The 14,882-nt window shown below is 47.1% G+C and carries 10 protein-coding genes; 8 read left to right on the top strand and 2 right to left on the bottom strand.

The window, feature by feature from the left end:
• The 5 genes from NP596_RS15180 to NP596_RS15160 form a co-directional block, all read left to right on the top strand.
• Positions 1-1,407: SDR family oxidoreductase (locus NP596_RS15180; protein ID WP_256616229.1), on the top strand; the 1,407-nt coding region annotated here is incomplete at its 5' end.
• Between the two features lie 264 nt (positions 1,408-1,671).
• The gene (locus tag NP596_RS15175) at positions 1,672-4,011 is read left to right on the top strand and encodes a TonB-dependent siderophore receptor (RefSeq protein WP_256616228.1); all 2,340 of its coding nucleotides are present in this window, start codon (positions 1,672-1,674) and stop codon (positions 4,009-4,011) included.
• 105 nt (positions 4,012-4,116) lie between these two features.
• Complete coding sequence (locus tag NP596_RS15170; protein WP_256616227.1) at positions 4,117-4,992, top strand: sulfotransferase family protein; 876 nt, start codon at positions 4,117-4,119, stop codon at positions 4,990-4,992.
• A gap of 182 nt (positions 4,993-5,174) precedes the next feature.
• Positions 5,175-6,350 (top strand): sulfotransferase family protein, encoded by a 1,176-nt coding sequence (locus NP596_RS15165; protein ID WP_256616226.1) that lies wholly within the window; start codon positions 5,175-5,177, stop codon positions 6,348-6,350.
• A gap of 140 nt (positions 6,351-6,490) precedes the next feature.
• Positions 6,491-7,327 carry a cupin-like domain-containing protein gene (locus tag NP596_RS15160; RefSeq protein WP_256616225.1) on the top strand — a complete coding sequence of 279 codons (837 nt, stop codon included), beginning with the start codon at positions 6,491-6,493 and terminating at the stop codon, positions 7,325-7,327.
• A gap of 56 nt (positions 7,328-7,383) precedes the next feature.
• Here NP596_RS15160 and NP596_RS15155 read toward each other — a convergent pair whose 3' ends face one another.
• Together NP596_RS15155 and NP596_RS15150 are read right to left on the bottom strand one after the other, a co-directional pair.
• Positions 7,384-7,605 (bottom strand): MbtH family protein, encoded by a 222-nt coding sequence (locus NP596_RS15155; RefSeq protein WP_256616224.1) that lies wholly within the window; start codon positions 7,603-7,605, stop codon positions 7,384-7,386.
• A gap of 241 nt (positions 7,606-7,846) precedes the next feature.
• On the bottom strand, positions 7,847-8,359 hold the full coding sequence (locus NP596_RS15150; RefSeq protein WP_256616223.1) for an RNA polymerase sigma factor: 513 nt from the start codon (positions 8,357-8,359) through the stop codon (positions 7,847-7,849).
• 650 nt (positions 8,360-9,009) lie between these two features.
• On the opposite strand from NP596_RS15150, the gene NP596_RS15145 reads away from it, so the two are divergent.
• The 3 genes from NP596_RS15145 to NP596_RS15135 all read left to right on the top strand — a co-directional run bounded on the left by NP596_RS15145 (position 9,010) and on the right by NP596_RS15135 (position 14,121).
• A complete protein-coding gene (locus NP596_RS15145) occupies positions 9,010-10,692 on the top strand; it encodes a cyclic peptide export ABC transporter (protein ID WP_256616222.1) in 1,683 nt (560 codons plus the stop codon).
• Positions 10,693-10,707: 15 nt separating this feature from the next.
• Positions 10,708-13,092, top strand: a complete 2,385-nt coding sequence (locus NP596_RS15140; RefSeq protein WP_256616221.1) for a penicillin acylase family protein — start codon at positions 10,708-10,710, stop codon at positions 13,090-13,092.
• Positions 13,093-13,167: 75 nt separating this feature from the next.
• Positions 13,168-14,121: a FecR family protein gene (locus tag NP596_RS15135; protein ID WP_256616220.1), complete on the top strand. Its 954-nt coding sequence runs from the start codon at positions 13,168-13,170 to the stop codon at positions 14,119-14,121.
• The last annotated feature ends 761 nt before the right edge of the window (positions 14,122-14,882 follow it).

Raw genomic sequence — 14,882 nt, 5'->3', positions numbered from 1 at the left:
GAGATTTGGCGGGAAGTTTTGGGTGTCGAGCAAGTGGGCATCAAAGACGATTTCTTCGAATTGGGCGGGCATTCGTTGTTGGCCACCCAATTAGCGTTTGCTTGCGAAAAAAGATTGCAAAAGAAATTTCCGGTCAAAACGGTATTCGAAAATCCAACGGTTGCACAGCAAACCGCTTGGCTGGCTGGGGACATTTCGGATACCAACATCAATCTGCTGGCTGACACTCAATTGGGTGGCGACATATACCCCTTACCGACAAAACCCTTACCGCTCGATCAATCTCGGGCGATCATGTTGACTGGGGCAACTGGTTTTCTTGGCGCCTTTTTGTTGGTCGAATTGCTGGAGAAAACGGATGCCAACGTGTATTGCCTAGTTCGAGCCGAGGACGAAACGCAGGCAACGGCGCGCTTACAAACACAATTGAGGCGTTACGAATTGTACGACCGAGTCGAGTGGACCAGAGTCATCGCGGTGTGCGGCGATTTGGGGGTTGAAAGGTTAGGTTTGAACGGCGAACGTTATCGGGAAATTTCGGCTAATGCCGATGCGATTTTCCATAACGGTGCGTTGGTCAATTTCGTACAGCCCTACGGTTTGCTAAAACCCGCAAACGTGTTGGGCAGTGTCGAAGTCCTTCGCATAGCGGCAACCGAGCGGCCAAAAGCCATACATTACGTATCAACGCTATCGGTGTTCACCGGGAAACCCGGCACTCCAACCGGATTTGCGGAAACCGACGAGCCGTTATTGAACGAAGGCCTGACCGGCGGGTACGCTCAAAGTAAGTGGGTCGCGGAAGCCATTGTGCGCTCTGCCGGCAATCGCGGATTTTTCACGACCATTTATCGCCCGGCGACAGTAGCCGGCGACCGGCGCAACGGCGTATGGAATACCGATGATTTCCTGTGCCGGATTTTGAAAGGCTGTGTGCAGATGGGCTTGGCGCCGGATAGCGACGCCAAGCTGGAAATGGCAACTGTCGACGACATCAGTCGCGCCATAGTTGCATTAGCGAAAGCAGATTGTGCCGAAAACCGTATTTTCCATTTAAACCATCCTAAACCGCCAACTGCGAATGCGCTATTGGATTGGTTTGCCGCTAATGACTTTCCACTATGCAAGGTGCCGATGCCGGAATGGATCAATGCAATTCATAACACAGCGGAAACGAAGGAGGATTTTGCACTAAGACCTTTGATAAGCCTGTTCACAGATGAACAGATCGATACATCAAGTAATGTCGATAGCGGTTATGCCTGCCTTAGCACTCAATACCTGTTGCAATCCCTTGGCACCGAATTTGGCGAATTCGATGAAACATTGTTGCGCCGTTATCGGGACTATCTCTTTAGTAGCGGAATATTCGACGTTATTGAAGAAGAAATTACGGAGGAAAATTAGGGCGGTAATCGTCTTCTAGTTGAATAGGTAAAGGCTCAAGTAGATCCAGCTGCTACTCAATAGACGAATAGTCGAAAGACCACCAATAACTAAATGCCCAAGCATCACTAATTACCGACGAGATCAACCGTGATTCATTCAAGAAAAGCTCATAATTTAACCAAGACCGCGATTCATAGTTCAATACAGGAAGCCCAAAGACTACATACTGTAAAGTCAATCGCTATGTTATGCGGTTTATTGTACGCATCCACGTCGTCTGCGATGGATATTGACAGAGCTTACCAATTTGATATCGCTGCTGGCCCCATGTCTAAGGCATTGGCAGAATTATCCGATACGTCCAATCTCGATATTAATTACCCTACCAACGTTGCAAACGACGTTAAATCCAACGGTTTGAAGGGCAGTTATACCACCGAACAAGCGTTGCGCCAGTTGCTTAAAGGTAGTGACCTAAGTTATCGGATTACAGGAAATAGCTCTGTGACAGTCGAGAAAATACAATTGGCTGAAGCGAAAGATCCAACGACTATGCCGGCAATTACGGTTACCGGTAGAAATGTCTACGCTGACAGCGATCCTTACAACCCCAATTACAATCGCACTAGTGCCAGTACAGCGACCAAGACCGACACGCCGATCATGGAAACACCTATCAACATTCAAGTAGTTCCCCACGCAGTTATACAGGATCAACAAGGCATTCAAGTCGGCGACGCAATTAAAAACGTTAGCGGTACGTTTCAAGGTTTCACGTTTGGCGGATTTAGTGAAGAATTCATGATTCGCGGCTTCAACACCCAATATGCCAATTACCTTGATGGGTTTAGATGGAACACCGCCCGAATACCTCTTGCAAATATCGAACGAATTGAAGTGGTCAAAGGGGCTGCGGCAAACTTATATGGACGTATCCAACCCGGCGGCATGATCAATGCTGTAACCAAACGTCCGCAAGCAACACCCTACTATGCATTGGAACAGCGCTTCGGCTCGTACGATCTTTATCAGACTTTGGCCGATGCCACTGGTGCGATCAATGATGATGGCTCTTTGATGTACCGACTCAACTTTGAATACTTGGACAAAAAATCCTTCCGGGATTTCGATTTTAAGGATCGAGTATTTCTCGCCCCGTCACTAACATGGAAAATCAGCGACAGAACACAACTTGACTTTGATTTTATTTATTCCGATGAAAATAGTCTGGAAGATCATGGCGTGGTAGCAAGTGCCACTACGCGTCGCCCGGTCAATATTCCTATCTCGCGATTTTTAGGAGAACCCGAGTTAGACAAAAGCCGCACCACGCTTTACAGCACTGCTATAACACTCAATCATTCGTTTTCAGAAAATTGGAGCATAAACGCCCGGTTCAATTATTTGAATCGTGAGGTGATAGATCAACAACATGCCGCTCCCGGAGGCGTATTGAATGAAACTACCGGTCTATTGCGCAGAAACTTCTTCGGCGGCCCCGCAGAAGCTAATTCTTATGGTGGCACTGTAAATATCAACGGGAAATTTTCTACGTGGGGACTAAAACACAACGCCTTAGTCGGCTGGGATTATTACGGTTGGAATCAGGCTATTGATTCATGGCGTCTAAGACCGGTTGCTGTTGGCGGTATCGTAAACCCGATTAATATTTTCAATCCGGTATATGGACAATCTGGAGTAAACTTGGCGAATACTCCAAAGAATTTTTTTGCGGACGAAAGAGATAGCTGGAATGGGGTCTATTTCCAAGATCAAATAACCTTATTTGAGAAACTGCATATTCTAGGCGGTGGCCGCTATGATTGGGCATTGAACGGCAGAGGATTTTCAGAAAATTCATTTGAAAACGCCACTGCGAATTTCTCAAATGTTGAAAGCCAAAAATTCAGCCCCCGTGTTGGTTTGTTATACCAACCTTGGGATTGGCTCTCAATTTATGGCAACTATGTAGAATCACTTGGCGCCGCTAATACTGGGATTGGTGTGGATGGTCAAATTATACAACCCGAAACAGCAGAGCAGTATGAAATTGGCTTCAAAACTGAGTTTTTCGATAATCGTTTAATATCAAGCTTCGCTTTTTATCAACTCACAAAACAAAATATGAGCGTGCCCATTGTTGGCACCGGATTCTCCCAAGCTATTGGTGAAGCTCAAAGCAAGGGGTTCGAATTTGATATTTCAGGGCAAGTTTCAGAAGGATTGCACCTGATTGCATCCTACGCTTATACCGATGCGGTTATTCGAAAAGGTACAAACGCGGGAAACCGCTTATGGAATGTGCCACGCAATGGCGGTAGTTTCTGGGCAAAATACGATCTTCAGCAAGAAACTCTTAGAGGTTTAACGCTTGGTGCCGGTGTATTTTTTCAAGATCAACGAGAAGGCGATATGGCGAATAGCTTTGAACTACCTGGATATGCCAGAGTAGATGCATTGATAAAATACAAATTGCCTATCGCAAGCGCAAAAACAACTTTTCAGTTAAATGTCGAAAACCTATTGGATCACCAATATTACGCAGGAACTGCAAATGACAAATCTTTTATAAATCCGGGCGCTCCGCGTACGTTTATTGGGTCTATTAGAGTGGAGTTTTAAGCAGCTAAGAATTAGTGTATTTCCTTTAACGCTAAAATATTTCTTGATTAACTAAATCATTTCAAGACGATCTTATTTGGCTACATTATATCTTATAGACTATAAATGAATATTTTTCGCACAATACCATGCGCGCTAAGACGTGAACAGATTGACATTATTCTTCGTGATATTTGTCGCATGATTAACTTTGACTGCTCAAATAATGATGCCGCAAGAAAAACCGAAAATGGTCTGGAATGCTCACAGAGCTGGAATGGACTTCCAGAATGGATTAATTTTGCCAAAATAGATGTGAACGATAATAAACTAATACTTACGTTACAAGTCAATGATGCGAAGGTTTTCTTATCTGATATAAATATCTTTGCTGATAACATTGCAAACGACTTATCAAGTTTGTTTTGCCACACAGTACTTAACTTTCCAAATAAGGTTTTTTGTATAGGTTGGTCAAAAACTGGAACGACAAGCCTTACACAAGCGTTACGAATTCTTGGTTTATTCTCTTGGCACACAGCTCCATGGATTATTGGTAGCACTTACTACAAAAGTGATGTTTCGGAAATATCAGTTGATTTTTCGTGTATAGATGACTATACAGCGATATCCGATCTCCCTGTGTGTGCTCTATATGAGGAGTTAGATAATAAATTCCCAAATAGTAAATTTATCCTAACTATTCGCCCAATCGAGGCTTGGATAGAAAGTGCGTTATATCAAATTGAAAGCTCTATAAAAAAATATGGACTGATGGGTCCTATGGCTCGGTGGGCTTATGGCACGAAACAGCTAGATAGAGACTTGTTCGTGAAAAGATATACGCAACATAATCAGGAAGTTTTGGCATATTTTAAAGGACGTTCCGATCTATTGGTTTTTGATTTGTCAAGAGGTGACCAATGGGCCGAGTTATGCAGTTTTTTGAGCCTTCCCATTCCAAATACCCCATTCCCTTTTTTAAATTCAAGAACAACCTAATTAAATTTAACTAAAAAACATAGTTCATTCAGAAATACATAGCTTCACATCAATATTTTAAAACAAACTCGCATACCTTGAAATAAATACATATATTTTAAAAGACAGACTTTACAGAAACATGAAATTAGAAATCTCACACGGCAGTAGTATTAAATATTTTTTGTTATCTAGGAACTCTCATGTGTGATCCAGTATTTATTATTTCATGCGAAAGATCAGGCTCTACAATGTTGAGATATATAGTCGACTCTCACTCTGAGATTGCTTGTCCCGGGCATCTCTATATTGGTCAATTATGTGACAGTTTAAATATTTTACTCACTGGAACCTTGGCACAAAACCAAAAAGAATTAAGTGAAGTCAATAAAAAACTGCTTGTTATAAGCGAAACTAAAAAAATTATCGAAAATGTAATAGCGCGTTACCTCATAGAAAAAAACAAGTCTACTTGGTGCGAAAAGACTCCAATGAATTTGGAGTATCTGGACTTGTTAAACGAGCATTACCCTAATGCAAAGTACATTTGCCTTTATCGCCACTGTATGGACGTTGTTCATTCCAGCTTAAATTTAAGTAAATATCGATTTCTTCCTGAACATGTGCCTTTTGTACAAAGAAACCCTGGAAATATCATCGCTGCGATGACCGAAAACTGGCTGGAGAAAACTGAAAAGCTCTTAAAATTTGAAGAGAGCCATCCGGAGCAGTGTTTTCGAGTTAAATATGAATCTATCGTTACAAAACCCGAGGAGACATTAGCAAAATTATTTGAATTTTTGGATGTTTATTGGGAAGAAGATTTAATTGATAAAGTATTCAGGATTGACCATGATAAAGGTGAAGGCGACGGTAGAGCAGTTCTTTCTAAAAAAATCAGAAAAGACTCTGTTGGAAAAGGGGTGGAAGTACCTAAAACGGGAATTCCCGAAAAGTTTTTACCTAAAATAGAGAAGTTACTTTTTGAGCTGGATTATGGAAGCCTCGATAGTTATTACATAAATAAAGAAATACAGCTAGAAAAAATATTAGTTGATTCAAACTTACTAAAAATACGTCTCGAGAACGCAATCAAAACAAATAGAGCTAACTTCCCCTTGCTTAAAGGAATTTGGAAAATAATTTTTACAGATGAAAGTAACAGTATTTTGACTATCGATTTATCTGAAAAGGAAGCTGTTTTTGTAAATACAAATATACAAGCAGACTTTACCTTAAGTTTGCCCACTACTTTATTGTCCGATATGTTTGATGGCATTAGAGATGGAATAGAAGTATTTTCGCAAGGAGAAATTCAAGTGGAAGGAACTGATGATAAAGATAAATTAATATCATTCGGTAGATTAGTTCTTTCATAAACTGTAATAAAAATTCAATTTTTATAGCAAATACCGCTCAACTCGAATACGAGGTATTTAACGGACTATCATAGCATAGTTAATAATACTTATATAGAGCCACTATTACTAAATTCTTACAATTCAATTAAGGATATATAATGAAGCTAAGCTATAACACCTCTTCAAATGTAGCACGTGTTGATGCACCATCGGTAGAAGAATTCACCAGCTTATACGCTGAACCGGGTAAGCCGGTTTTAATATCAGGGGTAGTTTCGAATTGGCCGGCTTATTCTCTTTGGAATCAAAAATATTTCAATTCAATTGCCGGAGATCGTCTGATTCCGGTAAAGCGTATGCGAAACGGAGATTATTTAGAAGCAGCTAATGAATTGATGAAGTTATCTGAATATTTAAATATTGTAAGTAAGAAACAGACTGGAGAAGACCGGTTCTATCTAAGCGAACAACCTGTAAAACGAGTTCTTCCAGAGGTAGTTGCGGACTATTCTAAGCCTACATACATTGAATCGGATGATCCGTTGGCAGTTTGCTATATTGGGAGCCATGTACATTCCCAAATGCATTTTCATCCCTATGGAAAAGCTTTACTTTGTGTTGTTTCGGGTCGTAAAAGAGTTAAACTTTTTGCACCCGATCAAACTCAATTTTTATATCAGAAATATAACTTCAGTAAGATTACTGAAGAACCTGTCGATTTAGAAAAGTATCCTTTGTATGCGAATGCAAACTACTATGAATGTGAAGTCAACGCGGGCGAAATGCTCTTTTTTCCAATTTATTGGTGGCATGGCGTTGACACGCAGGAATTCACATCTGCTGTAGTTTTTTTCTGGAATGATTCACGTCGTTTGAGATGGTCGCCCCCACCGGGAATACCTTGGCATACACCTTTACTGTTTGAAATTGCTTCTTGGTATTTTAAGGGGAAAGCAATTCTGCGGAAATTAGCAAATTATCAAGATGGAAATTGAAGAGCTCACAATTTAAAGTGTTGGACACATCCCTGTGTCCAATTTTTTCGTTACTTTTATTCCAATCCTGCCTCCCGCATATGCTGCCGCAAACTCAGCGGCCGCATATCTGTCCAAACATCCTTGATGTAATCCAGGCATTCCTGTTTCGGACCTTTGGGGCCGACTGCTCGCCAGCCGTTGGGAATTTCCTTGTAATCGGGCCAGATTGAATATTGTTCTTCGTGGTTGACAACTACTTGGTAGGTGGTGGTGTCTTCTTCTTCGTTCCAGCTCATTAGGTTCTCCGGTTTCAATTGAAAGGGTTTTCGGCGGTCGCGCGTTGCATTACCAATTGTCGGAATAGTTTGATAGCTAAAGCCGACAGACCTATTCCCAACTGCATCATTGCTTCTCGCGCTTTGGTAGGCACTACGCCGACTGTTGTGAAAGGCGCGTTGCGGCGAATCGGTGATGCCTAAAGTTCGACCGTCGAGTGGAGTGACTCCGCAGTGATGACGAATTCGGGAGCGGTTTTCCTCAGTCGTTGCTCAAATCGGCTTGGCGTTTTTTGAATTGTGTGCGGCAATGGAGCAACGCTCTGGCCAATAATTTTTCGACGGCGCTGTCGGAAACGTTCATCTCGACGGCTATTTCGGCGTAAGTCATGCCGTAAACCCGGTTCAGCACGAAGGCCTTTCTGGCCCGCTCGGGCAGTTCTTCGACGACGCTCGAAAAAATCGCCATTTTTTCGTTGACCAGTGCCAGCTGCTCTTCCGACGGTGCCTCTTCGACAATGTCCAGCGTCGGCACGGTATTGTAGACGTGCTTCTCGGTAACCTTGCGGTGTTTGATATGGTCGTAGGCTAGATTACGGGCGGCGCGAAACAAAAAACCGCGCGGATGTTCGATGACTTGCTTTTGCGATTCACGGGAAAAAATGATGAAGCATTCCTGAACCAACTCCGCGGCAATTTCCGGGCAGTCGACGATACGCGCCAGATGAAGTTGCAATTCCGATTGATGCTCAATGTAAACGGATTCTAGGTTCATACTCAATTCCCTGTTGTGTTATCAGCTTAGTTATCTTGTTAGTGGCTCAGTTCACCAATATACGAATTGACTCAAGATTACACTGCTATTTTGGATTGGCGCACGCTTTAAAACCTCTCGTCTATTGCTTGGAACAGGGTGGTGCCGGCTAACGCAACGGACAACTTGTGAGTATTTTTAAGAGACTAAAAAGCGAATGAGTTTTACTTAGAGGGAGCAAAAGCAAAATTTAAGCCAATAAGATAGGGATATAGTATCAGCCACTTAGCATAGCGCCTACCTCAGACGGTTCGAATAACATGGGAAATAGCGCAAATTTAATACGTTATATAACATTGCTCAATTGTAAAATCGCTCACTCTACCTGACAACGCGATTTAACAGCTCGTCTGGATTTTATCTTTGCTCCTTATTGATACATTCCTACTTTATGGCTGAGGTTTTCTGATGCGTAAAGCGTCTTCTGCATAGACGCACCCCTACCTTGGGCTCTTTTAACTCGGCGGCAAGAATCCGCGCTATACCCGGGCATTTGCTTATCTGCATCGCATACCTTACCGGATGCCCAAAGCAGAGAGCACTGCAACTGCGCCGCCATCGATATTGTCTACAACTTGCCGATTCGGCATTATTTGCATAACGGAGTCGATATGCTGCTGTTTTTATGGCGCTCATCCTGGATCACGATTAGCGGCGTGTTACTGACGGGGTTACTCAGCGGTTTTAGCAACGCGGCATTAATTGCGTTCATCAACACCAGCCTGGCCGGCGGGCTGAATATGCGCGACGCCCCCTGGTGGTTTGCCGGGCTGGCGCTTACCGTCTTGCTTAGCCGGTTCGCCTCGCATTATTTGCTTAACCGCTTTAGCACCCAGCTGGTTAGCGATTTGCGGCAGCACATTAGCAGGCTAATCCTGAAAGCGCCCTACCCCGATTTGCAGAAAATCGGAAAATCGGTACTGCTGGGACACTTAACGGAAGATGTCGGCGCCATTGCAAACGCCAGCGAGCTTTTTCCCATACTCTGCATCAACGTTGCAATCGTGACCGGCTGCATGGCCTATTTAAGCTGGCTGTCCTGGCAGCTGGCCGCCGTGTTGGCCGGCGTGATCCTGTTTGGCACGACAACATTCAACCTCTGCAAAAACATCCCGTTACGGTCGATTAGAAAGGCGCGCGACGAATACGACGCACTAAGTAAAGGATTTAGCGCCTTAACTGAAGGCGTTCGCGAACTGAAACTGCACCACCACCGCAGCGAAAGATTTCTTGCCGAATCCCTTGCCGGCAGCGCGGAAGCCTACCGCCGACATTCCTTCCGCGCCACTGTTGGCTACTTATGCATAAACCAATGGATACAGCTACTCTATTACCTGACTATCGGGGCAATCCTGTATGTATTTCCCCTCTGGCGGACGCTTAGCCATGAAATTGTCAGCGGTTATGTCGTGGTATTTTTATTTATGATGTCGCCGTTAACCCTCGTTACCAACAGCTTGCCCGTCTTCAGCCGGGCCAAGGTGTCGTTAAACAAGGTCCTGCAATTGGACGACGCGCTTGCAGCGCAAAACCCCGCTGCACGATCGGCCGATACGTTGGCGCAATACGATTTCGGCACATTGACGCTATCCGGCCTCACCCATCATTTTCATCGGGAAAAGGAAAACCGCAGTTTTATGCTGGGCCCCATCGATTTGACGTTTCATCCCGGCGAGCTGGTGTTCCTGATCGGCGGCAACGGTAGCGGCAAAACCACCTTGGCGATGTTGCTGATAGGCCTTTATCACCCCGAACAAGGCGTCATTCGCTGGAACGGCGAAATTATCGATTCCCGCAACCTTAACGCCTATATGCAAAATTTTTCGGTCATTTTTTCGGACTTTTATCTGTTCGACGAATTATACGGCCTCGACATCGAACGACACCGCAGCGCATTGGACGATTATTTACACCGCCTGCATCTCCATCACAAAGTCGAAATCGTCGACGGCCGTTTTTCATCGGTAAACCTGTCTCAAGGCCAGCGCAAACGCCTGGCTCTGCTGGTGGCTTATCTGGAGGATAGGCCGTTCTATGTATTCGACGAATGGGCGGCCGATCAAGACCCTGAGTTCAAGCATGTGTTCTATACCGAACTTTTGCCGGCATTGAAGGCACAAGGCAAAACGGTGCTGGCCATCACTCATGACGACAAGTATTTTTATCTGGCCGACCGTTGCATCAAGCTAGCTGAAGGCCGAATCACCGCCATTGAATATCCCCAAGCGCATCCGCAACAAACCGCCGATCGAATTAAGGCACGGACCATCGATGCGGAAACCACCTCTATTTGACGATGAGCATCAACAATGACTGACACGAAAAAAACGTGGCGAACCCTGGTTCTTTTAGCCGCCGGGGTGTTAATTTCCACGGCCGGCACCGGCTATTGGTGGCTGTCCCAGTCATTGCCTGTTTTGGATGGCGAGTTCGCGCTGGCCGGACTTTCCTCGCCGGCCGACATTGACACCGATAGCCATGGCATTCCGTCGATCAAAGCCGCCAGCAGAATCGATGCGGCTCGGGTATTGGGCTACGTCACCGCCCGCGACCGCCTGTTTCAAATGGATTTGATGCGGCGAAAAAACGCCGGGCGTCTGGCTGAGATTTTCGGCGAGATGGCTTTGCGCAGCGATATCCGGGCCCGTACTTACGGTTTCAACGTCACAGCCAAAACCATTCTGCCCAAGCTGCCGCCGCAACACCGTTCGTATTTGCAGGCCTATGCCGAAGGTATAAACAGCTATCTTCAGCAAAATGCGGCGCTGCCGTTCGAATTTAACGTGCTCGGTTATCAACCCGAGCCATGGCGGCCCGAAGACAGTTTGTTGGTGGTGTTGGGTATGTTCGAAAATTTGACCGCCTGGGCCGAACGCGGCGAACGGATGCTCAGCGTCATGGAACGCACGTTACCCGCCGATGTTGCGGCCTTCCTTACCCCGGATAGCGACCGTTTTACCGACGAACTAATGAAACGCACTCCATCGTTAAGACCGCCGCAATCGTTACCGGCACGCGCCATGCAGACCTTATTGGCCAATCGCTCCGCCGATACCGGTCCGCTGGCGGCCGCCTCGCCGGACGAAAGGCTGTCGGGTTCGAATGCCTGGGCGGTAAACGGTAGTAAAACGGCCGACGGTAGAGCGATTCTGGCCAACGACATGCATCTGGGCATTAGCGTTCCGAACATTTGGTACCGCGTCGAACTGCAATATCCTGAAGTCAAGGCCGCGGGAGTCAATTTACCGGGCACGCCTTTTCTAATTGCCGGCAGTAACCAACATGTGGCCTGGGGCATGACCAATCTGGCCGGCGACTTCTTGGATTTGGTTAAACTGGAGATCAATCCGGATAACCCTGGACAATATCGGCTTGGCGATGATTGGCGGGATTTCGAGCAACGCCGTGAAGTGATTAATATCAAGGGCGGCGGTTCCACATCGTTGACGGTTAGAGAAACACTCTGGGGGCCGGTTGCGCAACAAGCCATATCAGACGTACCGGTTGCCATTCATTGGGTAGCGCTGGATGCCGACGCGGTAAATATCGATATTATGGACTTGGAACAGAGCGAAACGCTGGAACAATCTCTGGCTATTGCCAATCGGGCCGGCGGGCCGCAATTGAATGTCATGTTAGCCGACGAGCACGGGCATATCGCCTGGACCCTGACCGGGAAAATTCCGCGGAGGTTCGGCGGCGACGGTTCGGTCAGCCGCTCGTGGGCCGACAGCAAAACCGGCTGGCACAACTATGTGAAGCCGGATGAATTGCCACGGATTATCGATCCGCCGGAAGGCTTTTTAATCTCGGCCAACGAACGGCGTTTTGCCGCCGATTTTCCGTATGTGGTAGGCCATCAGTTTGTCAACGGCTATCGCGCCTACCGGATTAATCAACGTCTGGAGCAACTGAACTTGGCGAGCGAATGGTCGCTCTTCAACCTGCAGCAAGACACCGAAACCGAGTTTTACAGCTATTACCAGCAATTGGCCTTGCAAGTGCTGACGCCCGAAGCGCTGGCGCGGCAACCGGAACTGGCCGGATTGCGCGATTACTTAATGCGTTGGAACGGTAGAGCCGATACCGCGAGCCTGGGGCTGCCGGTCTTGATCGAGTTTCGCAAGCAATTGATCGATGCGGTGTTCTCGCCGTTTTTAACCGCATGCAAACAAGCCGACGAAAACTTTGTATATGCCTGGAATTATGTCGATACGCCCTTGCAGACCTTGTTGAATGAAAAGCCCATAAACTTATTGCCCGATCCGAATTATAAAAACTGGGATCGATTCATCCTGGCGCAATTAACCCAAAGTGTAGAAACGGTTTTGTCGCGTCATTCGGACACCGCTCTCGCCGAGCTGACATGGGGAAAAGAGAACGTTGTCGGCCATGCTCACCCTTTTTCCAAAGCGCTTTCGCTGCTGTCTTTGGTGCTCGATATGCCGCATCAAGCGCTGGCCGGTTGCGGCGGCTACTGCGTGCGGGTGGCGGGTGCCGATTTCGGCGCCAGCGAGCGCTTGGTCGTGTCGCCCAGCCATCATGAAGACGGCATTTTGCATATGCCGGGCGGGCAATCCGGTCATCCGCTATCCGACTTTTACCGGGACCAGCAGCCGTTTTGGCTGGCTGGATTACCTCTTCCTCTGCTTGCTAACCACTCGGAGCATAAACTCCGCCTGACTTCTCAATAAATAATTAATTACTGATGTCGCTTTTCGCTAAAATGCCGTGAAAACAATGCCTTTTTTCAGATCAAGTGAACAATTTTGGAATCTAACCCTAACGACAGCATAGACGAACAGGCGGTGGCATGGTTTATTCGTTTACGCGCCGATAACGTCGGCCAACAGGATAAGGCGCGCTTTATCGACTGGCTGGAACAAGCGGCGGAGCACCGTAGCGCATTTTATGAAATCTGCGTCATGTGGGGCGATGAACATTTGCTGCAAAGCCTGACCGACAGCGCCCGAAAACATGGAATTCTCCCGGCACCCCAAAAAAAAGTCTGCATTAACCCGCGAGTTTCCTTGGCTATAGCCGCCTGTTTGGCGTTGGCCGTTTCGCTGGCGGGACAGTTGCAAATACTGATCAAAGCCGACTATTCATCCGCTCAAGGCGAGCGCAAAACCGTGCAATTGAACGATGGCTCTACCTTAATGCTCAATACCGACAGCGCGGTAGCGGTAAAACTGGAAGATGGACAACGTCTGGTGGAATTGCTGAAAGGCGAAGTGTTTTTCGATGTTAAACCCGACCCCGGACGCCCTTTCGTGGTCGAAGCCGATCACTCCACCACCCGCGTTTTAGGCACCCGTTTCTTCGTCCATCGCAGCGACAGCAGCGATGAAATCAAGGTGTTGTCCGGACGCGTCGAAGTGTCCGAAGCCAGACGTTGGAAAAACCCATTGGTATTGCGCGACAGGGAAGCGGTAACGGTTTACGACACCGCCCTAGGTCGACCGCAAAAATTGGAGTCCAGTCTTTCCACATCCTGGATCGACGGCTTTTTGACCTACGAAAACGAGACCTTGGAAACCGTAGTCAATCAAATCAACCGATACCGCTCCGGCGTGATTATTTTCAGGGACGACAAGCTGCGCGATTTAAGAATCAACGGCCGCCTGAGCATCAGGACGCCCCGCGATATGCTGGCGGTGTTGCAACGTACCATGGATTTAAAAATAACGTATCTGACCGACTGGGTGGTCATTATCGGCTAGCGCCACCCCTTTGTACCTTTCGCGCTTCAAATTTCGGCGCACCCGCTCCCTCGGCCTCCGGGAGATGGCAGCGGTGGGGGAATCGAAAAACCGAAATTTGAACTACTGATTAGTTCCGCATCGGCCGCCAACCCGGGATTTTCATAGGGCGACGTGCCGGTAAATACATTATTCAGCCTGCTTGGCTTTTCTCTAAAGCCCTTTAGCGCCGCCCTGCTCGCCCAATCTCCGAACAGTCGCAAATTTTTTTAAGCGGACAGGTGGGGATTTTGCCCGCTCAATCGTCTTATAAGTTGACGCAAGTTCGCATGGCCGATTGGTAAAATTTTGGAGTCTTTATGAAAACCCGCCCGTTTCGGGCGCTTATGCGCCGCTATTCCGGAGTCCGGCAAGACCGGCACACAGCCGGCGCGGCGATCCGGTTACAAAAATGCCGTTCGCTCCGGCTCGCAAGCGCCCGTGGCTAAGGGTTTCGTCAAAAATAACATCCCCGCATTTTCGGGATTGTTGCCGGTAGGAGAGGCGTTAGCCCCGATCAAGGCGTTCTTCGCGGCTAAAGCCGCTCCAAGGAAATCTATTTCGGCAAGTTGTTTCCAACCATATCCTGAACGGAACCCCGGTAAACCGTACGGCAACCGCATAAGCGGCGGCCATTCGGCCTCGGCGCCTGTTTGGCCGGCTTTGGCGTTATGTTTGGGGTTGGCCGGCTGCAATAGCGCTCCCGAACGTAGCGCCGACGATCTGGCCGTCCAGGTTCCGGC

Source organism: Methylomonas rivi (assembly GCF_024505165.1).
GTDB lineage: Bacteria > Pseudomonadota > Gammaproteobacteria > Methylococcales > Methylomonadaceae > Methylomonas > Methylomonas rivi.
Note: the sequence above shows the minus strand (reverse complement) of the source record. Positions and strands in the feature narration are given on the sequence as shown.